Annotated in this window: 17 protein-coding genes; 9 read left to right on the top strand and 8 right to left on the bottom strand. The window is 45.9% G+C overall.

The window, feature by feature from the left end; all coding sequences use genetic code 11:
• Positions 1 to 28 precede the first annotated feature (28 nt).
• Genes FEM33_RS17830 through FEM33_RS17845 form a run of 4 tightly spaced genes read left to right on the top strand, consistent with a single transcriptional unit; the run spans position 29 to position 6,388 of the window.
• Positions 29 to 1,735 (top strand): sodium:solute symporter family protein, encoded by a 1,707-nt coding sequence (locus FEM33_RS17830; protein WP_139013343.1) that lies wholly within the window; start codon positions 29 to 31, stop codon positions 1,733 to 1,735.
• 26 nt (positions 1,736 to 1,761) lie between these two features.
• Positions 1,762 to 3,840: a glycoside hydrolase family 2 protein gene (locus FEM33_RS17835; RefSeq protein WP_139013344.1), complete on the top strand. Its 2,079-nt coding sequence runs from the start codon at positions 1,762 to 1,764 to the stop codon at positions 3,838 to 3,840.
• 2 nt (positions 3,841 to 3,842) lie between these two features.
• Entirely contained in the window at positions 3,843 to 6,137 is a 2,295-nt protein-coding gene (locus tag FEM33_RS17840) for an FAD-dependent oxidoreductase (protein ID WP_139013345.1), read from the top strand.
• Positions 6,138 to 6,172: 35 nt separating this feature from the next.
• Positions 6,173 to 6,388, top strand: a complete 216-nt coding sequence (locus FEM33_RS17845) for a histidine kinase (protein WP_139013346.1) — start codon at positions 6,173 to 6,175, stop codon at positions 6,386 to 6,388.
• A 501-nt stretch (positions 6,389 to 6,889) separates the two neighbouring features.
• Here FEM33_RS17845 and FEM33_RS17850 read toward each other — a convergent pair.
• From FEM33_RS17850 to FEM33_RS17885, 8 genes are all read right to left on the bottom strand, one after another.
• Positions 6,890 to 7,318 (bottom strand): helix-turn-helix domain-containing protein, encoded by a 429-nt coding sequence (locus FEM33_RS17850; protein ID WP_139013347.1) that lies wholly within the window; start codon positions 7,316 to 7,318, stop codon positions 6,890 to 6,892.
• A gap of 102 nt (positions 7,319 to 7,420) precedes the next feature.
• Positions 7,421 to 8,074, bottom strand: coding sequence for a TolC family protein (locus FEM33_RS17855; RefSeq protein WP_139013348.1), 654 nt, complete (start codon positions 8,072 to 8,074; stop codon positions 7,421 to 7,423).
• A gap of 57 nt (positions 8,075 to 8,131) precedes the next feature.
• Positions 8,132 to 8,992 (bottom strand): hypothetical protein, encoded by an 861-nt coding sequence (locus FEM33_RS17860; protein ID WP_139013349.1) that lies wholly within the window; start codon positions 8,990 to 8,992, stop codon positions 8,132 to 8,134.
• Positions 8,993 to 9,342: 350 nt separating this feature from the next.
• Positions 9,343 to 10,629 (bottom strand): hypothetical protein, encoded by a 1,287-nt coding sequence (locus FEM33_RS17865; RefSeq protein WP_139013350.1) that lies wholly within the window; start codon positions 10,627 to 10,629, stop codon positions 9,343 to 9,345.
• Positions 10,604 to 11,200 carry an RNA polymerase sigma factor gene (locus tag FEM33_RS17870; RefSeq protein ID WP_139013351.1) on the bottom strand — a complete coding sequence of 199 codons (597 nt, stop codon included), beginning with the start codon at positions 11,198 to 11,200 and terminating at the stop codon, positions 10,604 to 10,606. The genes FEM33_RS17865 and FEM33_RS17870 overlap by 26 nt, the downstream gene beginning before the upstream one ends.
• Positions 11,201 to 11,257: 57 nt before the next feature.
• A complete protein-coding gene (locus FEM33_RS17875) occupies positions 11,258 to 12,202 on the bottom strand; it encodes a hypothetical protein (protein ID WP_139013352.1) in 945 nt (314 codons plus the stop codon).
• A gap of 1,319 nt (positions 12,203 to 13,521) precedes the next feature.
• Positions 13,522 to 15,069 (bottom strand): carbohydrate-binding domain-containing protein, encoded by a 1,548-nt coding sequence (locus tag FEM33_RS17880; RefSeq protein ID WP_139013353.1) that lies wholly within the window; start codon positions 15,067 to 15,069, stop codon positions 13,522 to 13,524.
• 262 nt (positions 15,070 to 15,331) lie between these two features.
• Positions 15,332 to 17,077: a T9SS type B sorting domain-containing protein gene (locus FEM33_RS17885; RefSeq protein WP_139013354.1), complete on the bottom strand. Its 1,746-nt coding sequence runs from the start codon at positions 17,075 to 17,077 to the stop codon at positions 15,332 to 15,334.
• 841 nt (positions 17,078 to 17,918) lie between these two features.
• On the opposite strand from FEM33_RS17885, the gene FEM33_RS17890 reads away from it, so the two are divergent.
• From FEM33_RS17890 to FEM33_RS17910, 5 genes are all read left to right on the top strand, one after another.
• A complete protein-coding gene (locus tag FEM33_RS17890) occupies positions 17,919 to 18,506 on the top strand; it encodes an RNA polymerase sigma factor (protein WP_139013355.1) in 588 nt (195 codons plus the stop codon).
• A gap of 80 nt (positions 18,507 to 18,586) precedes the next feature.
• The gene (locus tag FEM33_RS17895; RefSeq protein WP_139013356.1) at positions 18,587 to 19,792 is read left to right on the top strand and encodes a sensor histidine kinase; all 1,206 of its coding nucleotides are present in this window, start codon (positions 18,587 to 18,589) and stop codon (positions 19,790 to 19,792) included.
• Positions 19,789 to 20,493, top strand: a complete 705-nt coding sequence (locus FEM33_RS17900) for a LytR/AlgR family response regulator transcription factor (RefSeq protein ID WP_139013357.1) — start codon at positions 19,789 to 19,791, stop codon at positions 20,491 to 20,493. Before FEM33_RS17895 ends, FEM33_RS17900 begins: the two co-directional genes overlap by 4 nt.
• Positions 20,494 to 20,648: 155 nt before the next feature.
• Complete coding sequence (locus tag FEM33_RS17905) at positions 20,649 to 21,761, top strand: DUF3500 domain-containing protein (RefSeq protein ID WP_139013358.1); 1,113 nt, start codon at positions 20,649 to 20,651, stop codon at positions 21,759 to 21,761.
• A 111-nt stretch (positions 21,762 to 21,872) separates the two neighbouring features.
• Positions 21,873 to 23,096: a DUF3500 domain-containing protein gene (locus FEM33_RS17910; RefSeq protein ID WP_229214291.1), complete on the top strand. Its 1,224-nt coding sequence runs from the start codon at positions 21,873 to 21,875 to the stop codon at positions 23,094 to 23,096.
• Positions 23,097 to 23,102 lie beyond the last annotated feature (6 nt).

Below are 23,102 nucleotides of genomic sequence, written 5' to 3' on the forward strand. Positions count from 1 at the left end.
AGCCAAAAAGCTAACAGCCAAATCCCATATGAATACTACTGTTGATACCATTGTAATTGTTGTTTTTTCCGCTTTTGTACTGGCCATCGGACTGCTTTTTGCCCGTACCGGACGAAACCTTAAGTCGTTTTTCGCAGGCGGAGAGGCCGTTCCGTGGTTTATCGGCGGGCTGTCTTTATTTATGAGCTTCTTTTCGGCGGGCACATTTGTGGCGTGGGGTTCCATCGCTTATAAACATGGCTGGGTTGCCATTACGATCCAGTGGACCATGTGCATCGGTGCGCTCGTCACGGGTCTGTATCTGGCTCCGCGCTGGAAACGGACCGGCGCGCTTACCGCCGCCGAGTTCATTCGTGAAAGGCTGGGTATGCCCGTTCAGAAAACGTACATTTTCATTTTTACGCTTGTTTCGGTTTTTATAAAAGGCTCGGTGCTTTATCCGGTTGCAAGATTGGTCAGCGCCTCGCTGGATTTGCCGCTTGTGCCCTGCACCATTGGACTGGGTTTGTTTATGATCGCCTACACGGCAGTTGGCGGACTTTGGGCTGTCATGGTCACTGACATACTGCAATTTGTGGTGCTGTGCGCAGCCGTTTTCATTTTATTACCGCTGTCATTCGACCGCGTTGGCGGCTGGAATGGCTTCACGCAGAATGTTCCCGATGACTTTTTCAATCTGCTCAACGGTGAATACACCTTTGGCTTTGTGCTGGCTTTTATCATTTATCACATTTGTTACATTGGCGGAAACTGGACCATGGTGCAGCGTTACACCAGTGTAGACAGCGAAAAATCGGCCAAAAAAGTTGCTTACCTGTTTGCAGGATTGTATCTGATCAGTCCGGTGATCTGGATGTTTCCGCCGATGATCTATAAAGCCATCAATCCTGCGCTGACCGGCCTTGATACGGAGAATGCTTACCTGATGATCTGCAAACTGGTGCTTCCTCCGGGTTTACTGGGCCTGATGCTGACGGGTATGTATTTCTCCACTTCTGCCAGTGCCAACACGGCGCTTAATGTTGTTTCGGCTGTTTTCACCAATGACATTTACAAAGGCATGATCAATCCGGCAGCCTCCGACAAGCAGTTGATTCTGGTGGCGCGCACGTCATCTTGGTTTTTTGGACTGGGAATGATCGGCATTGCATTAATGGTGCCGGCAGCTGGCGGGATTGTGGAAGTAGTGCTCAGCATTTCTGCCATTTCTGGCGGGCCGCTGCTTGCTCCGCCACTCTGGGCATTGTTTTCCAAAAGGCTGAACAGTAAAGTAACACTTTGGGTTTCCTGCACCGGACTTGCTGTAAACCTGATTTTTAAGGTATTAGCACCGCTTCTGCTCGATTTCAAACTGTCCCGGGGAATGGAAACCATTGTGGGCGTAGGCCTTCCATTGCTGCTGCTGCTGGCTTATGAACTGTGGGCACGCTCCAGAGGAGTTATTGCCGAGGAATACCGCACTTATCTTATTTCCCGCGAACAAAAAAGAATAGATAATCTGATCGAAGCCAGTATGGAAGAAGCAACGGAAATACGGCGGCAAAACCGTTTCGGGTTACGCGTGATTGCTGCTGCACTGCTATTCACGGCCGTAATGCTGTATATCCTGAGCACGTTTGCAACGTCAGGTGCCACCGTAACGGCCATAATCGCGACCGTTGTCCTGATCGCAACCCTTATTCCTTACAATGCTTCCCGGAAAATCAAAGTAGAACCGGAAGTGATCAACGCCTGACAATTTTTCATTTGAGCCAAACATCCATGAAACGAATTCCTTTATTCCTGATTTTAATTCTGGCATTTTGCATCTCCGAACCTGCATCTTCCCAATACACCATCAAGCAGCCCAATGCCATTCCATTGCATGGAGAATGGTCATTTGCACTGGACCCTGCGGAAATGGGCGTCCCCGGAAAGTGGTTTACGGATAAGGTTGCGCAAGGCAGCCGGTTTGACAAAGTAACCGTTCCGCATTGCTTTTCGGCAGATCCGCGCTATGGATTTTACACGGGAACGGTTTGGTACCGAAAGCCTTTTTCCTGGAAAGTAACCGGCGGAAAGCGTGTGATCCTGCATTTTGATGCGGCTTATTATAAAACACACATTTGGCTCAACAATCAGAAGGTGGGTAATCACGAAGGCGGCTATACGCCGTTCAGTTTTGATGTGACTGATTTTCTGAAAGACGGCGATAACCTGCTTGCCGTTTCGGTGAACAACAATACATGGAAGACCGGCACCATTCCCGGCGCAAAGGATAACAATGATGTCAATGATGCTTTTATGGGATGGCTCAACTACGGCGGGCTTGTGCGTCCGGTTTACCTGACGATTGAACCCGAAGTTTATGCCGAAAACATCAAAATCGAAGCAACGCCTGATCTTGAAAAAGGAACAGCCGTTTTAAAGACCAGACTACGGATCCGAAATGCATCAAAACAGGCTTATTCTGCTAAATCCAGTCACATTGTTTTGTTTCAGAACAAACCGGTTTCTTTAAACTGGAAAAGCAGATCAGCAAGCATTCCGGCGGGACAAACGGGTTTTCTGGAATCGGAAACCACGCTTTCTGCGGCGCAGGTGAAGCTCTGGAACCTGGATGACCCCAACCTGTATCAGTTAAAAGCATCGGCAGGAACAGACACCATTGCATCCGGCTTTGGCATCAGAAAAATAGAGATCCGGAACACCCGGCTGCTGCTGAACGGAAAGCCGCTGAAACTGGCGGGCGGAAACCGCGTAGTGGATTATCCCGGCCTGGGTTCGCTCGAACCAGACTGGCTTGTAGAGAAAGATTTCAGGTTGATGAAAGAAGCCGGAATGGAATTTCAAAGGCTGACACATTACACACCTTCCGAGTATTTTTATGAGCTGGCCGACCGGTACGGCATGCTGATCATCAGCGAAGCCGGCAACTGGCAGCTCACGCCAAACCAGATGGACAATGATTCGATGCGGACCAAATTCCGCTTGCAGTTCCGGGAAATGGCCGAGCGTGACTGGAACCATCCAAGCATTATCGCGTACAGTGTAGGAAACGAATATTTGTCCGAGCAGCCTGCCGGTCAGCGCTGGACAAAAGACATGATCGCTTATGCACGCGAGCTGGATGCCACGCGGCTCTACACTTTTGCCACCATGCGCCTGAATACTTTACCCAAAAAGCCGGAAGACGAAGCAAGCCAGTATGTCGACTTTGTTTCGACCAACACTTATGGAAATCACGCAAAAGCACTGGATCACATTCACGCACTGTATCCGGAAAAACCAATCCTGATCAGCGAATGGGGTATTCGGGCTGACAACAAATCAGAAAACTGGCTGAACAATACTGCCTTAAAAGCACATCATTTTGGCGAAAGTGAAGTTAATCAGGCAAAGCACATTTCCGACATCGCAGCCGAGATCCGCAAACGGGATTATGTGATCGGGGCTTCCTGGTGGACCTACAATGATTATCAAAGCCGCTTTCACGGTACGAACCCGAATGGTTACCGGCCCTGGGGAATTGTGCGCCCCGACCGCGAGCTGCGGCCTGCCTACAAAACACATCAGCATGAAATGGCTCCGGTGACGCTCGAAAAAGCAAGCTTTCAAGCCGGCGGACAAGGCGAGCAGCAACTTACGGTTCGTGTCACCGCGCGAAAAGATTTCCCTTCTTATGCCGTAAACGGATATTATTTAATGGCCAATGGCAAAAAGATCCCGATTGCAAATCTGAATCCGGGGGAAAGCAAAGAGATAACCATTCCAACTACAGGGTTTGATAAAAACCTTCCCATTAGCATTTACAAACCAACCGGATTTAAGATCGTTGACGAGATTTTAGAATTGAAGTAATCATGATAACAGAAAAATACACTTATAAAAGAACGCCAAAAACCATTGCGCTTTCCGCTGATCTGGTCATCGTCGGCGGCGGGTTGACGGGAACGTGCTCGGCAATTACGGCTGCCAGAGCCGGGATGAAAGTAATTCTGGTGCAGGACCGGCCGGTTTTAGGCGGAAACTGTTCGAGCGAAGTCCGGTTATGGATTCTGGGAGCGACTTCGCACATGGGCAATAATAACCGCTGGGCACGCGAAAGCGGCGTGATCGATGAGATCATGCTGGAAAATATCTACCGCAATCCAGACGGAAATCCGCTGATTTTCGACACGGTTTTATTGGAAAAAATAGTAGAGGAAAAGAACATTACGCTTCTGCTGAATACCAGCGTTTATGATCTGGACAAGAATCCTGCCGGCAGTCCGGACGAGGACATTATTACAGCGGTACATGCATTTTGCAGCCAGAACAGCACGCAATACCGCTTGGCTGCTCCTCTTTTTTGTGATGCTTCGGGCGACGGCATTGTCGGGTTTCTTTCAGGTGCAGCCTTCCGGATGGGCGCAGAATCTATGGAAGAATTTGGCGAGAAATTTGCTCCGGACAAATCTTATGGCGAGCTGCTGGGACATTCCATGTACTTCTACTCCAAAGACATCGGAAGACCCGTAAAGTTTGTGCCGCCTTCTTTTGCATTGCAGGACATCACTGAAATTCCGCGTTACAAAACCTTTAATCCAAAAGATTTCGGTTGCAGGCTCTGGTGGCTGGAATATGGCGGAAGGCTTGATACCGTGCATGATACGGAGAAAATCAAATGGGAATTGTGGAAAGTCGTTTACGGCGCCTGGAATTATATTAAAAATTCCGGCTCGTTTCCCGAAGCTGAAACTATGACGCTCGAATGGGTGGGCACCATTCCCGGCAAGCGGGAAAGCCGCCGTTTTGAAGGCGATTACATGCTGAAACAACAGGACATTGTAGAGCAAAGAACGTTTGATGATACGGTTGCATTCGGCGGCTGGAGCATAGACCTGCATCCGGCAGATGGCGTTTACAGCGACCAGTCGGGTTGCAACCAGTGGCATAGCAAAGGCGTTTACCCGATTCCTTACCGTTGTTATTACAGCAAAAACATCAGCAATCTCTTCATTGCAGGCCGCATTATCAGCGCTACGCACGTTGCCTTTGCATCCACCCGCGTAATGGCAACATCTGCTGCCGGCGGGCAGGCTGTTGGCATAGCGGCTGCTTTATGCAAAAAATACAACTGTTCACCTCGCGAGCTTGGCCAATTGTATTTGCAGGAACTTCAACTTGAACTCTGGCGGGCAGGCCAATACTTGCCACAAACTGAAATTACGGACCCCGAGAATCTGGTTAATCACGCTGTGCAGATCACGGCTTCGTCCACATTGCAACTGAAAGAACTTGCACCTTCTGATTTCTGGGCTCCGGTCAAAGATTCGGTGGCGCAAATGCTTCCTGTTACTCCGGGGAAAATGCCTGCTGTTTCTTTTTGGATCGAAGCAGACAAGGAAACAGATTTCGAGGTGGAACTGCGGAAAAGCAGCAAGTCGTTCAATCACACGCCGGATGTGATTCTGGAGAAAAAAAGCTTTCATCTGGAAAAAGGAAAACAGGAAATCACAACTGAATGGGACGCAGTTTTTGAGGAGCCCTGTTATGCCTTTGTCTGTTTCATGAAAAATGCAGATGTAAAAATCCAGTATTCAGAAATACGGATTTCGGGCGTTGTTTCACTTTTCAATGCGACCAATCCTGCCGTTTCGAATTACGGCAAACAGGAACCAACCGAGGATATTGGTGTGGATACATTTGAATTCTGGTGTCCGCAACGCCGTCCAGAAGGCCGCAATATAGCTATGAAACTGAGTGAGCCATTAGACGCTTTTAATACAAGAAATCTTGTAAACAACTATCACCGGCCTGTTTCCCAGCCGAATGCATGGGCTGCTGAGCTAAGCGACCGTAATCCAATGCTAACCATCAGCTGGGCACAGCCTGAGCTTGTTTCCCGCATCGATCTGGTGTTTGATACCGATTATGATCATCCGATGGAAAACGTGATATACGTTCACCCGGAAACAGTAATGCCATTTTGTGTAACGAATGTGGAAGTTACCAACTGCAATGATCAGGTCATCGGCAGAATTATCGACAATCACCTGAGCCGAAGAACAATCTTGCTGGAAAAACCGATTACAACCCAGCATTTAAAACTACGGCTTTCAGGATCAAATCCGAATGTTCCTATATCGTTGATGGAAGTGAGGTGTTATCATTAGAAGGAACTTTGTATTGATTTTAACGATGCGCCGTTATGCCTTTCTCGTCAATTCAGGAACAATTCTTTGTCAGGCGGCTGTCCAAGGCCTACCGCTACATTCTCGACCAGCGGGATATGGCGCTGGTGCCAATCAAGGTGGAGCTGGATTTTATCGATTCCTACACATTCCTGCTGCAAATGCGGTTTGAAGGTAAATTTCATGTAAATGGCTCGGGCGGTAAATTTCATCCGTCGACGAATGCATATTGAATGTTTAGCCGCAGAGCGGCTCCCTGTTTGTAGAAGGAACGACGTAAATTTTATAGCAACGCCCCGGCGGAGCCGCCTAATTGCCAATTTGCAGGCGGCCCCGCCGGGGCCGACATATTCATGAAAATCGCATTTCTATAGCAGGATGCTCCTTCGGAGCTATGAATGCTTAGCCGCAGAGCAGCTCCCTGTTTGTAGAAGGAACGACGTAAATTTTATAGCAACGGCCCGGCGGGGCCGCCTAATTGCCAATTTGCAGGCGGCCCCGCCGGGGCCGACATATTCATGAAAATTGAATTCCTATAAACAGGATGCTCCTTCGGAGCTATGAATGCTTAGCCGCAGAGCGGCTCCCTGTTTGTAGAAGGAACGACGTAAATTTTATAGCAACGGCCCCAGCGGGGCCGCCTGATTGCCAATTTGCAGGCGGCCCCGCCGGGGCAGACATATTCATGAAAACCGAATTTCTATAAACAGGATGCTCCTTCGGAGCTATGAAGTTTACCTATTTATTTCCCCAATCAACCGCTCCAACCGCCCCATCATCTCATCCTTCTCCTTCAACATCCGCTCGTATAAGGCAATCTTCTCCTCGTGAAGCTGAATGATCTTGTCTATTGGATTAATGTGCTGAATATTTACACCATTGTTGTTTACGGCATTGCCTGAGAAATTGCAGGCTATATTATTGATCGCCTGATCCTCATCAAAATTCCGAATCGCCTCGGCCGGGATTTTAAGAATCGCCGAAACTTGCTCTAAAATATTGGCATCAATCTTTTCTTTCAGTTCGAGTAGTGAAACTTTCTGCTGGTTCCAGTCTTCACCAAGCTCAAACGCCAGGAAGTCCTGCTTGATACCCAGCATTTCACGAAATCTTTTAAGGTTGCGGCCTTCGTGGATCTTCGGGTTGGAGGTAGTATGTGTCATACGGCGACGGGTTTTGTTAAAAAGGCAATTTATACAAATCCGCCGGGAAGTGTGGCGGTAATTTACAGACGATGTGATGCGGGTTACCAGACTCGGGCATTTTCACCACCAGCCGCCTCCCAATGCACGATAAAGTTGTACGACGGCCTGCAATTGTTGCAGCCGGTCGCTCACCCCATTCAGCTGGGCAGACAGCAGATTTTGCTCGGCCGTCAGCATGTCGGTGTAATTGGTATTGGAGGTGTAGCGCAAAAGCTCTTTTGTGAAAGAAACAGCCTTTTCCAGTTCTGCTGTCTGCTGCTGGCGGCTTTCCGCTTTTTCTACGGCCATCTGGTAGGAATACAGCGCATTGGATACTTCCTGACCGGCCGTCAGCAATGTAGATTTGTAGGTAAAAAAAGCCTCCGCCTGCGTAGCTTCCGCTGCCCGGAGGCGACACCGGTTCTCACCTTTACTCAAAATCGGCTGGGTAAGTCCCGATATCAGGCTTCCGTAAAAGGTATGGGCAAAAAATCCAGCCAATGTATTCGCCGTCGCAAAGCCGGCCGATGCCGTGATGGTCAGTGACGGATAAAAATAGGTACAGGCCACATTGGTAAGCTCGAAGGCATTCCGAAAGCTCAGCTCCGCCTGCTGTACATCCGGGCGAACTGCCAGCAGCTGCGCCGGGACGCCCGTTTGGTGGTTGCATGTGCCTGGGCAATAAAAGCAGGAAATAATCCCAGGTTGATCTATCGAATAATGTAACTTACTCATTAAGAAGAGATCGTGCCAGATCGATTTGGGACGATCTCTTTCTTTTGCTGGGCACTACTACTTCACAGCTGATCCTTCAGAGATTTCATATACATATTTCAGAACAGCACCCGTGCTAACGTAGGTCTGGGTGATCGGTAACCCTTGCGTATTGTAGGTATATTTTCTTAGCTGTGGTGAATTGTTATTGAACTGCGTACTCACTACATTATTGCGGCTGCAATGTAGTGCGGGGTCAAACAGGTAGGATTTCTGATAAAACGGATTGACCTTGTCATCATATTTATAACTGATTGTAAACTCCGTCTGACCTTGGGCATTCACCATCTTTTGCCTCACAACGTTGCCGTTTTCATAGGTATACACAACTCGCTGGCTGGTCTCAGAGCCATACCGGATAATACCTTCCTGAATCTGTTCGATGATCTGGCCCTGCCCGTTTATATGGTAAGTTGTTTTTAGGTTGGGTTCCAGATAGGGAGGCAGTAGCTGTCCATTAGCCTGCACCCGTGCATAGGATTGCACTATCTTGCCTGTACTACGAGTAAAATTACTCTGTGTGCCCACATAACCTTCATTATTAGAATTTTCATTAAGTACCCGGTATACACTCAGGCGGCCCTGTTGGTCATAGGTGTATTCATAAGTCAGCTTACCTGCCATTGTATTGGTGGGAGCAGTGGCCTTTTCAAGTTGATTGCCTTGGTTATACTGAAAGTAGGTTGTGGTAAACATAGGCCCTAAACCTCCGTTGTTCCCGCTGACAAGCATTTGCTTAAGCCGCAGATTTGTCGTTGAAACTCGTGCTGTGCTGGAAGACGATGCTTCCTGATCAGGCATAACTGTTCCATTTTCTTTTTGACAGCCCAATGCCGTTAGCAGCAGAAGGCAACTCAATAGCCGATAAGTAAACTTCATACAATAATGATTTGGAATGTTGAGAAATGATGGATGACGACTGTTCCAAAAATTTATTATCCGGGTAAATCGCCCTTCATTCAATTGACAAGATTTGATATGCTCCGGGTTGCTTCAGTGAGAGAATATTATGATCCGGCCTGAGCTCTGATCTGGCTCATAGTTGCTTTTCCTGATCTGCCATTATTGTAAAGCATCTTAACAGGAACCTGTACTAACTGATGAGTAAGAAAACACATCCTGGAAAGACAAATAGTAACCTTTCAGAACGAAAAGACCGCCCGGAGTAAATGCAGGGCGGTCTTCTGATATGATATGGACTGGCAGCTACATTGCAGCAGAGAAATACATTATCTGATCCTGAAATGGAGGGAAACTCCGAACTGGTAAGGCCTGTATTTCCAGCTCTTCCCTGCTACATTGCGTTTGGCAAAACTGTACTGGACAAATGGTCCTGCTTCCAGCACATTTCTGTCTGATTGGTAAATTCGTTTGTAAAAACCCAGGTTACCCCAAACCATATCCTGACCAATTGGTACAACACGGGTATAGTCCACACCTAAATGCAAGCTGGAAGTTGCCAGAATTTGCCGCGGAACCATAAACCTTTGCCGGATCCCGATTCCAATCAGATGCGAACGGTCATCTGCTATGTGGCCTTCCCCGAGACGAATCATGCTGTACTGATGCATATCATTTTGTGCAGCAATCACCTGATCGGTCCCTATCTCATACTCGTTCCAGCTCCTTAAATATTGATAGCTGAGTAAAAGCTGCGTATGCTTTTTTTCCACGCCGGCTGTCAGTTTGTAAGAAAGGGATCTGTTAGACAACAATGGCGCAAACTGAAAATTCTGGATACGTTCAGAACCGGAATGGCCCAGGTCTACCAGCTGAAAACTTTGAAGCGCGGCAGCAGAAAAAATGGCTGTTACGCCATGCATGATCCCCGGCCTTTTAACCGGCTTGCTGCCTTTGTCTGGAAGAACGTTCGGGATAGCGGGCAGTTTGGAGGAGCTGCCAGGCGCGATCTGATCAATCGCCGGCAAAAACGCCAGATCAACGGGCAATTGAATCGTTTTGGCTCCTGCTTCTATGCTAACTTCTGCATCAGATTTCCGAATGTCTTTTTTAACTGTATCTTCAAAAGTTTGTAAAGGAATTAATTTGTATCGTCGGGAAATATAAGGTTTAACAAGGGCCAGCGGCCGGCATTTTTTAGAATCTGCTTTTTTGCTGTTTTGTTTTTGAATGCCTGCTTTCTTTTCTGAAATTCCAGACGTGGTTGCTGCAGCTGAATTTGCCTCAGAAAGCGTTTTGTCACTATTTTGATGCGTATCTTTTATAACTGATTTTGCATCATCTTTCCTTCTGATTACAATCCTGGTTTTACCTGACGTAGATAAGGCCCCTTTTTGGTCAGTGTAGCGATCCTTCAACCTTTCACCAAGAAAAAATGCGGCTATTATAAGCAATATACCAAGCGCGGCGAACCAGTACCATTTATTTAGAGATCTATCCAGAGCCGCAAAAACATTCAACCGCACCTGTTCATTCACAGGTGCTTCGTAATTTTCAAGTTTTTCCCGCAGCTTTTTGCCGAGTTCATGATCAGCTTCTTCTTCCGGTGACTTCATAGGATTCAATGCCCAATTCCCTTAATTTTTTTATTAATAATTTTTTCCCCCGGTTCAGCTGGGATTTAGATGTGCCTTCTGAAATTGAAAGCATCTGTCCAATTTCTGCATGGCTGTATCCATCAATCAAATACATGTTGATTATTGCCCGGTATCCATCGGGAAGGCTGCTGATCACGGATAATAAAATGTCTGTATCCAGCTGATCAATGATTGCAACTGATTTATCCACTTCAATTGCTGCCTGCAAGTTTTCAATAGATGAATGCAGCAATTCTTTTTTTGTAATTCTATGGTAATAATTAATTGCCGTTCTGATAACAGCGGATTTTACCCATCTGTCTACCAACTCCGGTTGTGAAACCTGTTCTATGTTCCTGAAAATCTTTATAAAAGCTTCCTGCAAAATATCGTCTGCCTCTGCTTCTGTTTTGGCATACCTGACGCAAACCCCTTTCAAGCTGTTTTTGTACCGGTCATAAAACAGATTCTGCGCCTTTCGCTCCTGGCGCTGGCATCCTTCCACAAGCTCGGTCAGGGAGACGTAATTCCGCCATTTAAATAATCTCATCAGGGGCGTTTTAAATTCGGGTCGGCAGACCTGTATACTTTGCGTTAAAAATTATTCTTAATAGCGTGTACAGGAATAGTAGCTCAGCAAAGGTTTTGCATTTTGATCCAATAGGATGTACCAGGTGTCTGTATTGTCCGGTAATTTCGGCTGATGCAAAATAAGGACATAACTTTTCACACCATCCAGCTCACTTCTGCTCATCCCCGTAATTTCGGCCTCAAACCCGTAGTCCTTGTTCGCATTGGCACTGCTGATATAGGACCTTATATTTTCAGGCAGTTCACGTACGTCATCGACGCGGACAGACTGGTCTGAGCCGGCAATCAAATTACAATCCTGATCAAAGAGCAACTGAAAATCAGCATTTGTTTTATGCAACCATACCTGATATGTTTTTCTGAAATCCGTATCCATAAAAACAGTTGCACGCAGGAACTGAAATCCCTTTTTCTGAAAATACTGCTTCAATAATTCCGGCATATCATCCAGATCGGCAGTGGGAAATCTTGACTTGAACGGAGACATTTCCAGATCGTAAACCATCTTTGGCCCACCGCGAAATGTAGCTCCCCATTTCAATACATAAGGTTTACCCTTCCATATATAATCGGCCAAATAAGTTTTTTCATAACTAAAATCACTAAACGAAATATATTCTTCCTGTTTGAAACCGGAAAGAGTGCCGCCTTTTATTACGCTCGTATTCAGAAGATTTCGCAGGCTGTCGGGCACATCGGTTCCAGTAAGGCGGTAAGAGACTTTAATGCTGTTCGGGCTTAAAACCGAATTGTACTTTTTTGCCCGGGATTCAAGTTCAACATTCCAGATTTTGTTTTCCAGGATTTCGGTGAATACCACGTTTTCAGGATTATCAAAAGACTTTTCGACCAATTGCATGACGCTGGCAGGAACCAGGGGATCCTCAGGTGCCGGATCGGTTATCGCGTTACAAGCAGATAAGAGAATTGTAATCGTCAATGAGATTAAAAGGGCTTTCATAGATGGAACGCGCTTCTGATTACGGGTAATAAGTGGATGTTAAAATTATGACTGCATAGCGGAATCATTCGCGATGCTTTATTTTTCTGTTTATGACGGCTAGCATATCAGCGAGGTTGCATGTATTGAGGAGCCATCTGATAAACGAGCTTAAAACCTTTGACACTACATGGAGAGCAAGAGGTTGCATCTGTTTCAAGAAAATTACGTTTATAGAAAATAAATCGGCAACTGGCTTTTTATGCAGCCTGTATGTCGGGCAGTATGTAATACTCCCCAAAATTGAGACCATCGGTTAAGTTTATTAACTTAATTCAACCTTCTTAAACTGGACAAAGCAAAGATTTGGGTAAATGCTGAATTCTTGCTACATTGGTTGTTTCAAGCATTTTCAGATGAAGCCTGTTTAAATGGACACTGATGGCCTGTCCCGGAGAACGGCCCTTTTGTAAGGTAAGTGTGTGTTGTGATCTTTAACCATATCGTTCAATTCATTTGTCCCGAAAACTAAAAATGCCCCTCCTGACACCAAGAAGGGCATTAAGCAGAGAGAGGGAGTTAAACTCACCTTCAATACTACTTTAAATCAGCAACTTATAACATCTTAAAAAGTCTGCTCACCGAATTGCTCAACAAGAATTTTTTGACTGCAACTTGGCTTAAATTTAATACTGAAACTTATGAAAACAAAGGATTTTCATCAGCCCGATTAGTTGTTTAAAATCAATAATGGTAAGGGGAGAATTTTAACAATTGAAATACAATAACGCTACGAAATGAACCAACTCTAAATTGGCTGTAATTCAGAGACACTTACACTTGACAATAGGATTCAGTTTGATTAGCATTGTCTCAATAATTTAGGCGCATAGTTAGCATTGAGATATTGATTTGTGAAATAACAGGCTATCTGCAAGTAGCATCCTGGTAAATGGTAAATTTATATGAATTTCCTTGTTTTTAGCTTAGAATTCGCAGAACAGAATAGGTAGACCAACTGATAACGCCTTCATTGCCGCAATGGAATTGAGCGTTGGTTCCGGACGATTAACCGAGGGCCCCGGGCGACAAAATACAACTATTTGAATCCTGAAAAAATGGTCTTGACCTATATCAAGGATCAATCATTTTATTAAATGTTGCAATTTCAGGAAGTATCAAGGTATCTGTCGTAAAAAACCAGTAAATATTTATCTGAAGGCCGCTTAAATTTAATTATCAATGATCAACTGATGGTCCGAAAAGTAGGAAGTACTTCAGATACATATTGCCTGGTCATTCGACACTTTCCTTTAACCCATCCGGTTTGCAAAAGATAATTACCTGCCGGGCCTCTGGCTGCCTCCGGCAATGGTAACCATTGAACTTGTTGTAAACAACGTGCTTTTTGTTCCATCCGTATAGTTTCCAGCCGAAAACAGTCCGTTGTAATCGATGCCGCTGGCTACACTTCCGCCAGTGTACACATTGTAAGATGTATTCAGTTTCAGCTTTGGACTTGAAAAAAGCATCGTTGTAAAGGTTCTCGGAACGGTAAAAGTCAGCGCTTCGGCACCGTTCACCGAACGGATATGGTAGATCTGGTTTGCCGATCCGCCACCCAGGATCACAGACGGCTGCGTACTCGCATTCGCCGTAGGCGAGCTGGTGCTCCCTCCTATCCCCACCATGATCCCACCAGTTACTTTAAATGCATTGCGGTCGCAGTCAAATCCTTCTTCCGGCGATGCCGCACCAATTGAAATGATTTTCCCACCCGTAATCGTCATCGGTCCGTTACTGTCAATTCCGTCGTTGGAAGTACTGTACACGTACAAATTGCCGCCATTGATATTTAGCTTCGTTCCGGCATTTAATCCATCGTCGGCGGTTTTGATTGTAAAACTCCCATCGTTGATCGTTAATGTACTCTTGCTTTCAATGCCCTCACCTGCCGAAGAATTGATTACAAATGTGCCACCATTAATGGTCACGTAGGGATCGATACTGGTATCTGTATCCCAATTAGCCGTTATGGCTTTGTCGGCCACGTTAATTGCAAAGCTGCCGTTATTGATAACAATAAATCCTTCTTCACACTGGATCCCGTCGCCGGAAGTGGTGATATTTAATGTACCTCCGTCAGCAATAAATGCGTCGTTTGCATGGATACCGTCTGATGCGGCGCCGGTTACATTAATGATGCCACCGATTACCCGGATATAGTCATCGCTGCAAATAGCGTGTTTGTAATTTCCTTTTACATTCAGCGTTCCGGTTCCGCTGAAAATCAACTGGCCCTCGCTGAACAAGGTACTTTTCATATCCTCGTCACCACTGGCCACATAGCTAGTCCCGTCGGTTAGTGTGTTGGTTGTATTTTCATTCAGTACAACGAATGCTCTTTTTTTGGACTGAATATTAATGGCCGGTCCGTCCGTGTTGGTGATGGCAGCGCCATTAAAAGTTAGTTTAAACTTCTTGTCACTGTAAATTTTCAGCGAACCATTCGCAGTTGTGCCTGAAACCAAATATTCGACTTCCGCAGCGGTTGAAGTAATTGTGACATCGCCATTAACTTGCGTAACACTCACTCCGGCACCGGCCAGCGGATTTGTTATGGTTATGGCTGTCCCATATTGAATGGAGACAATGGAAGAAAATGTAGAATTTGCCAGAATGTCTTCCTCGTCTGCGGCCGGATCCGTATTTCCTTCCATTGCGGCAGAGACCGTGGAAACACTGTCGATGCTTGCGGAATCGTCCGCATTCGTGCCGGCGGGCGTTACCGATTCGTCTTCTTTCGAGCAGGAAATGAGAAAAGTGGCCAAAAGAAAAGCAATGATGCGGACGTTGACGAAGTGGGTTAATCTGAAAGTGGAAGTCATAATAAGGTAGATTGGTGCCGTTGTTGTTGTTATTCTCACAACATTTTACGCCATCAGACAGCTATCTGATGCAAAATTTAAAAATGATTTTGCACAATTCATGGCTTGCTATCATTCCAACTCCGTTCAGCGTAAAGCTGATCTGTTCCAGGTCAAGCTCAAACTCTTTTGCCGGATTAATTTCTTGCTATAAACATGCCTACTTCAATGCATATCCAATTCCTGCCGGCGTAGGGCAATGATGTCGTGCCTTTTGGGTTTATTATTTAAGTAAATTTACCGCACCTGTATAATCGCGCAAGTTTCCACTATTCAGCTCTACTTTAATTTTGTAGGGATACACGCCTGACGGCGTGAACTTCCCGTGATAAGTTCCATTCCAACCCTGAGCAGGATCCGAAGCGTTAAAATTGCTGTTACGAAAAACAACTTCACCCCAGCGATTGTAGATAATCATTTCTTTGATCCGCCTGACACAAGCGTCTCCGAAAACATAAAATACTTCATTGACCTGATCCTGATTCGGTGAAAAAGCATCGGGTATGGAGATACCGCAGGGCTTTACCAGAACTTTAACGGATGCATTCACATGACAGGTTTGGTCTTCACTGCCTATACTTACATTATACACCGTGGAAGCATCCGGAGAAGACCAGGGCTGAGGACAATCTGTACAGGAAAGATTTGCCGGCGGACTCCATACAAAGGTGTAATTCCCGGAAGGTTCCAGCAAAGTTTTTATCTGAACACTGTCACCCTGTATGATTGAAAGGATCGGATCTACTGAAAGCCCGATTTTTATTACTTCCAGATTGGTCGTTACGATACTGTCACAGCCGGTGCTCTGCGGGATATTTTTAATATATGTACCGGTATCAGCATAAGCTGTATCTCCGACAATGATGCTGTCACCTTCACAAATGCGAATATTTTGCGTGTATTTTACAGCTTTGTTAACGGTAAGCGTAAGTGTAACGGTGCTGTCGCAAACATTACTTTTACTTACATTCCTTACAAAAGTACCGCTGGTTTTGTAAACCGTATCTCCTACTGCCACCTGCCCGCCTTCACAAATGGTCCTTGAAATGGAAGCACTGCTTTGTTTAAAATTAATGGTATAATCCAGGTTAAGCGCACAGGATTCATTCAGGCTTCCGAGCGGAATCAGGCTTACATGATAGGTATCACCAAGATTGGCCTTTACACTGATATTCTGGCCGGTTTGTCCGTTACTCCATGTATATTTTGCAAATCCTGTCGGTGCCATTAAGGTCAGATTGCCGTTTTCATCCGGACAGGAGGTAGCCGCCTGAATTTCCGATTTCAGACATTCTGCATCAAAATAAGCATAGCCAAAGTGCCTTCTGCGCGTGCATCCGTGTGCAGTAACCACAATAGTCAGTGATTTGCCGACGTAGTTTCTGAGATCAATTGCACCGGTTGTCCAGTTTCTGTACTGAATATCTTCGGAAGTAGAAAAGCCATCAACGGTATTGCTTCCCTGAAGCTGAATGTCATAATTGCTGCAAGATAATTCAGCACCGTTACTATCGTAGATCAGTATGTTGAATCCGGGTTTCTGGTAGGGTTCATGCGTAGCCGCCCCTCCGTTCTCGGTTGTATTCTGTAGAATAACAGCAAATTTGTACTGAAACAATGTATTGACCTCAGTGACCAGATAACTGGATCGAATTCTTGAAAAATGACTTCCTTCTGTCACGTTTCCAATACGGATCGAATGTGTGCTGCCGGGTGCAACCATTGGAACTGCCGGAACCTTCGGATCGTTCCCGTCACTCAGACTGGTAACAAAATGTTCATTATTTTGTGTCCCGTTGACCTCATTCTGATATATCGTCTTCTGATTCAGATCTGTAACGGTTCCGTAACTGGTAATCCATCCCGTCAAGTTTCCCTGTTCAAAACCGATGTTATCACAATTTACTTGTCCAAAAACAAGAGCAGTACCCAGCCATAAACAAAACAAGAAGTGTAACAGTAGTTTCATCAATTACCTTATTTTAAATGCCATAATTTGATTTCAAAACAAATGATACACCATTAGGTTATGCAGTTAGAATGGACAATTTCAGTATGGAACAGAAAACTACAGCTGCCATGTCGTTTTGTTTTTGGAAACCTGTTACCAATGCACAATATTTAATTATAGTACCGCTCAGATCCAAACTCCTGCTAGTATACGTTGTACTTTGACTCAAAAAAACCGCGTGTATCTTACCTGTTAAAAGCAACTCCTAATTTATAAGTCACCAACTAAACCGCGGATGACAGGCGCTATGAAACGTTATACGTACATTCCTGAATCTGTGTTGCATCCACTTTACATTATACCTGAATTCATTTGGGCGTAAGTGATTACAGTATATTCAAAATACATATTTTTCATCCATGATCATCATGCAAATGAAAGCATGAATAAGCATAATATTTTCTACTCCTTTCAGATCAGTTGTATAAAATACCTTCAAACAAACACAATGCGGATCTTTATAGATAAACCTGTATTTTTTATTAAAGGCCTGAGCATTGCCATGCAGACTACCCCAAAGTGATGCGGCACCTGCATAGATTTAATGACTGGTTTAGGCCAGGATGTAAAATTTTATTCAACTGGATGAGACCATATGAGTAATTATGCTGGCCACTCAATCTGTAAAGTAACAGCATGTAGTATTTGCCCATCCGGTCACCATATAAAATAGACATCCTGTTGTTGCTTGGTCCATGAAATTGATTTTAACCACAACATTCCCTTTATTAGTCACTTCTTTTCCCTACCCCATTGCCTTAGCAGCTAAACTTGCATACGTATTAAAAAAGGAAGTTTTATGCATGGTTTTATGCTCAGGGTCATCTTTGATCCTAATAATGTCGACTCTGTTTTAGATGCCTGCATCCAGGGCAACCAATCAGCCCAGCGTGAGCTTTTCAAAAGATACTTTGGATACAGCAAAAGCATTTGCCAGCGCTACACCAACTGCTCGCAAGATGCAGATGAAGTCCTTAATGAAGGATTTTTGAAGGTTTTTAAAAATCTTGACAAATACGACCGTTTACAACCTTTTAAGGCCTGGCTTCGGACCATTCTCGTTAATACGGCCATTAGCCATTACCGAAAAAACCGAAAATACCTGGATTACCAAACTGGTTATGATGATTTTATTGACTGCAGTATTGATGACGATGTAATTGGGGACATCGCTGCCCAGGAAATCATGGAAGTGATTCAGCAGCTTAAACCCATTTATAAAACAGTATTCTTATTGAATGTCGTGGATGGCTACTCTTTGAAAGAAATTGCTGTCTTATTGCAAATTAATGCTGCCACGGTAAGATCGCATTTTTCACGGGCCCGATTGCAGCTGCAAGATTTAATAACCGTCCAATATCCGCACCTGCGGCAAAGATGTAAGTAACATTTTATAATTTGATCTCCAGTAGCCAATTCAAAAACAGAAATTCAGACTGCTGGACCGTTTATGACTGATTTGTACGAATGGAATTCTTAAAAAAAATAGGCACACCGCTGTTAATCGGGGCAGCTTTAGGAATTCTTCCTATCCTGTATTTTGTAAGTACAGGGGCGAGCTGGCAGCCGCTGGCCCCCCATGAACATTTGGTGCAGAATGCAATAGCTTATGTTTTCCTGATCCTGTTCACCTATTACAACCATACGGTTTTTGTTCCGCGCTGGTTTTTAAACAAGCAATACCGGCGCTACATTCTTATTACCATATGTTGTATTTTGGGGGCAGTGTACCTGCCCTACCGTATTGAGCAATGGGTATTTTTCCAGTCGCCGCAGGAAAATACAATCGGTGCCTGGGCACGGCAAATTTTTGTAGCTGAAATGATGTTTGGTGATTCAAACGGCAAACCTCTGAATATGCGCGAAAATAAAAGCAGGATGCCCGGCGGGCCGCCTGACTTTTTCAGTGATTATCCTTCAAAGAAGCCTTTCCGGCCACAAGGCCCGCCCGGCGGGGGTCGACCCCGTGGAGAACCGCCAACTATGTCCTGGATTTTACCGTCAAAACTGGCCATCTTTTTTCTCATAGGCAGTGTAAGTTCGCTGATATCGATTCTTATCCAGGCAACCAACCGGCTTCACAAGGTTGAAAATGACCAGCTGCAGGCCGAGCTTCGGCAACTGAAAGCCCAGATCCAGCCCCATTTTCTATTTAATACCCTCAACAGTATTTATGCTTTGGCAATCCGGAATGATGAGCGTACGGCAGATACAATCGTGCAGCTTTCCGAATTTCTCCGGTACATTATCCGTGATGCCAACCGTGAGCACGTGGCACTGGTGACGGAATTAAACTATATCCATAACTACATCGGGCTGCAAAAAGCCAGGTTAAGGGATGCTGTAAAGGTGAACTACCGGCTGGATGGGGATACAAACGGGCTTCAGATCGCCCCATTGATCCTTTTTTCTTTTATTGAAAATGCTTTTAAATATGGTGTCAATCCTGAAGAAGATTCTCCGATTGACATTCATATTAAGATGGATGAAAGCGGCTTGCAATTGTTAGTAGCAAACAACAAAGTACAGGTAAATGAGATGGAAGCCTCCACCGGCATTGGCCTGGCGAACACAAAAGAACGGCTTAGACTGATCTATCCGGCTGCGCATGAGCTGGCTATTGATGATACAGGCAGACAGTTCCGCGTCACCTTAAATCTCACACTGACATGATAAAAGCCATTGCGCTGGATGATGAGCGGCCTGCACTGGACGTCATCGATGCTTTTTGCAGCAGATTGGAAACCATTACTTCCCTAAAAACCTTTACCCGCACCGGCGAAGCCCGTTTGTACATGGAAAGCAACCCGGTTGACCTGATTTTCCTGGATATCAACATGCCCAAAGAATCCGGCTTGCAATTTGCAAAAACCGTTGGCCGGCAAACCGCAGTTATTTTCACGACCGCGTACAGCGAATTTGCCGTTGAAAGTTACGAAGTGCAGGCAGTGGATTACCTTCTTAAACCTTTTACATTTGAGCGTTTTACGGCGGCTGTCCAAAGGGCACAACAGCGTTTACAGGCATTGCGGCAGACGGCTGGCACAGCCACTGACGGTGAACCGGCTCATGTTTTTTTCCGGGTGGATTATGGCCTGGTAAAAGTCGGGCTTAATGATATTCTTTTTATTGAAGGCCTGGATAATTATCTCAAAATCCATATCCGTAACACGCGTCCCCTGGTGGTGCGTATGACCATGAAAGCGATGCTGGATAAATTGCCTCACACAAACTTTTTGCGCGTGCACCGTTCCTACATTGTTGCATTGGACAAAATCCAGGGTGTCCGCAGCAAGATCATCGCCATTGGAGATGAAGAGATCCCAATCGGCAACAGCTACGAAAACGATTTTACTACAAGATTTCTTAACTAATACCTGCCCCAGATTTTGCTTCATTGATAACAATGCAATCTTCTTGGCCACCACATTCGCCTGATTAGCCACAACTTTCTCACACTTTTGTCCTCACCTGCGAAATTTGAATCATAGATAAACAGCGAACTATTATTCACTTATCAATCAGACAGATGAAAGCAATTCTAAAATCAGGATGGGGCCTGATCTTTTTTACCATTTTTACGTTGGCCTGCAGCTCAGATGATACCGGCGTTACGCCGGAAACCGGCAGCACTTCGTCTTCAATCACAGCGGCATTGCTTACAACAACCAGCGGTAACACCGCTTGCAGTACTTCCACTGGCGTGGCCAGAGCCGTTTGCCTTGCCGAAGCCTTCAAGGCAACGCTGAGCAGCAGCCAGGTTGCCACCATGCAGCTGACTTACAGCCAAACCAATGCTAAAAAATGGTCCAATCTTCCGGCAGGCTTGTCGAGCCGGATCGGGATTAAGCTGGGATCACTCAATGACTCACAATTGGCTGCATTTCGGGACCTGATGGTGGCTTTGCTGGATGTAAGCACAAGCAATGAAGGCTATGACGAAATGCTGGGCAACCTGGTAGCGGACGATTATCTGAACACCATCGGTGGCGGTTCCGATTACGGGGCGGGTGAATATTATCTGGCATTTCTGGGGACGCCAAGCGCAACAGGGCTCTGGGAAATCCTTTTTACAGGCCATCACTATACACAACCCTATACTTTCAACAGCGGCAAGCTGACTGGCGTGACACCTGCTTTCCGTGGCGTTGAACCGGCAAGCGCGGTAACAGCAAATGGTAATACCTACCAGCCTTTCGAGCAGGAAAGAGCCGTATTTGCTACGATGCTGGGCGGACTAAGTACTGCTGAGCAGGCAACAGCAAAACTTTCCAGCACCTTTTCGGATATATTGCTGGGTCCGGGCAAGGACGGATCTTTCCCTTCAACCAAATCAGGGTTACAGGTCGGCTCCCTGACTGCGGCCAAACAGGAACTCGTTCTGAATGCTATCAGGCTTTATGTCAATGACCTGGATCAGGCTTCTGCTGCATCGATACTGGCTACCTACACCAACGAACTGGCCGACACCTACATTTCCTACTCGGGAACAACAACCGTTGCATCACAAAATGACTACGTACGTATCGACGGCCCCAGTGTTTGGATCGAATTCTCCTATCAGGGAGGCGTTATTGTACGCAATACCCCGCACCCACATTCTGTCTGGCGTGACCGGAGCAGGGATTACGGAGGGAACTAACCTTTTGTTCTAAAGTCAATGGCTGCTTTGTAGCATTTGCACCGGAACGCTTGTCCGGTGCAAGAAGTAAAATTTAGTATCACTTAACAAACCTGTAAATATCAAACAACTATGAATAGACTATTTTCAATTTTCACACTTCTGCTCGGCTTCTTTCTGGCGACGATGATTGCCTGCGACGACCATGTAACGCCAGATCCGGATCCGGAGGTGCCAGGTGACTCGACAGGAACAGGCATGCCCGGAGATTCGGCCGGAAGCCCGGGTGGTCCCGGCGGAAATGGTGGCCCGGGCGGCAGTGGTTCGGGTGCATCCGTGGATACTTCTACGGCTATAACCGCTGCCATGTATACGATGACGATGACCAATACGAGCTGTGCAGGTGCTACTGGCCTGGCAAAAGTCGTTTGTCTCACACAGGCTTTTGAAGCAACACTGAGTGACAGCCTTTTATCTGCTGTACAACTTCCGTACACCCTGGCCAATGCGCAAAAGTGGTCTAATTTACCTGCCGGATTGTCTGCACGTTATGGTATCAGCCTGGCCTCGCTTAATGGAACCCAGCGCACCGCTTTTAAAGATTTGATGCTGGCGGTACTTGCCTTGAACGGAACCGATGAAGGCTATGATGAGATGATCGGGAGTATGGTTGCCGACAATTACCTGGCAGTAAACGGAGGTGGGACTACTTACGGCGCAGGTAACTTTTATGTATCAATCCTGGGCACACCAAGCACAACAGGCCTTTGGGAGCTACTTTTTACCGGGCATCACTACACGCAGCCGTATACGTTCAATGGTTCTGCCGGCAGTGGCTATACGCCGGCATTCCGGGCAATTGAGCCTACATACACGGTGACTGAAAATGGCAAGACTTACCAACCCATGGAGCAGGAGCGCCTGGCATTTGCAGCCTTGCTCACCAGTTTGAGCAGCAGCGAACAGACGACGGCCAAGCTGAGTTCTACATTTGGGGACGTAGTACTGGGTCCGGGGCAGGACTGGAAATTCCCGGCCACAAAGGTTGGCTTAAAAGTGGGCAGCCTGACTGCCGATAAGCAGACCCTTGTCCTGAATGCCATTAAGCTTTATGTCAATGACCTGGATGCGGCTTCAGCAGCGGCAGTTTTGGCCAAATATACCAGCGAGCTGGCCGATACCTATTTATCTTACGCGGGAAACACGAGCGTGACTGCTGCCAATGATTATATTCGCATTGACGGGCCAAACGTATGGATTGAATTCTCCTATCAGGGAGGGGTCATTATCAAAAATATGCCACATCCGCACTCAGTTTGGCGTGACCATACCACCGACTATGGCGGAACTAAATAAATCTAT

Origin of the sequence: Dyadobacter flavalbus (assembly GCF_006149045.1) — a bacterium.
Lineage (GTDB): Bacteria > Bacteroidota > Bacteroidia > Cytophagales > Spirosomataceae > Dyadobacter > Dyadobacter flavalbus.

Excerpts from the sequence above, each read along its gene's own strand:
- FEM33_RS17830 (WP_139013343.1), top strand. The coding sequence starts at position 29 with ATGAATACTACTGTTGATACCATTGTAATTGTTGTTTTTTCCGCTTTT.
- FEM33_RS17835 (WP_139013344.1), top strand. The coding sequence starts at position 1,762 with ATGAAACGAATTCCTTTATTCCTGATTTTAATTCTGGCATTTTGCATC.
- FEM33_RS17840 (WP_139013345.1), top strand. The coding sequence starts at position 3,843 with ATGATAACAGAAAAATACACTTATAAAAGAACGCCAAAAACCATTGCG.
- FEM33_RS17845 (WP_139013346.1), top strand. The coding sequence starts at position 6,173 with ATGCCTTTCTCGTCAATTCAGGAACAATTCTTTGTCAGGCGGCTGTCC.
- FEM33_RS17850 (WP_139013347.1), bottom strand. The coding sequence starts at position 7,318 with ATGACACATACTACCTCCAACCCGAAGATCCACGAAGGCCGCAACCTT.
- FEM33_RS17855 (WP_139013348.1), bottom strand. The coding sequence starts at position 8,074 with ATGAGTAAGTTACATTATTCGATAGATCAACCTGGGATTATTTCCTGC.
- FEM33_RS17860 (WP_139013349.1), bottom strand. The coding sequence starts at position 8,992 with ATGAAGTTTACTTATCGGCTATTGAGTTGCCTTCTGCTGCTAACGGCA.
- FEM33_RS17865 (WP_139013350.1), bottom strand. The coding sequence starts at position 10,629 with ATGAAGTCACCGGAAGAAGAAGCTGATCATGAACTCGGCAAAAAGCTG.
- FEM33_RS17870 (WP_139013351.1), bottom strand. The coding sequence starts at position 11,200 with ATGAGATTATTTAAATGGCGGAATTACGTCTCCCTGACCGAGCTTGTG.
- FEM33_RS17875 (WP_139013352.1), bottom strand. The coding sequence starts at position 12,202 with ATGAAAGCCCTTTTAATCTCATTGACGATTACAATTCTCTTATCTGCT.
- FEM33_RS17880 (WP_139013353.1), bottom strand. The coding sequence starts at position 15,069 with ATGACTTCCACTTTCAGATTAACCCACTTCGTCAACGTCCGCATCATT.
- FEM33_RS17885 (WP_139013354.1), bottom strand. The coding sequence starts at position 17,077 with ATGAAACTACTGTTACACTTCTTGTTTTGTTTATGGCTGGGTACTGCT.
- FEM33_RS17890 (WP_139013355.1), top strand. The coding sequence starts at position 17,919 with ATGCATGGTTTTATGCTCAGGGTCATCTTTGATCCTAATAATGTCGAC.
- FEM33_RS17895 (WP_139013356.1), top strand. The coding sequence starts at position 18,587 with ATGGAATTCTTAAAAAAAATAGGCACACCGCTGTTAATCGGGGCAGCT.
- FEM33_RS17900 (WP_139013357.1), top strand. The coding sequence starts at position 19,789 with ATGATAAAAGCCATTGCGCTGGATGATGAGCGGCCTGCACTGGACGTC.
- FEM33_RS17905 (WP_139013358.1), top strand. The coding sequence starts at position 20,649 with ATGAAAGCAATTCTAAAATCAGGATGGGGCCTGATCTTTTTTACCATT.
- FEM33_RS17910 (WP_229214291.1), top strand. The coding sequence starts at position 21,873 with ATGAATAGACTATTTTCAATTTTCACACTTCTGCTCGGCTTCTTTCTG.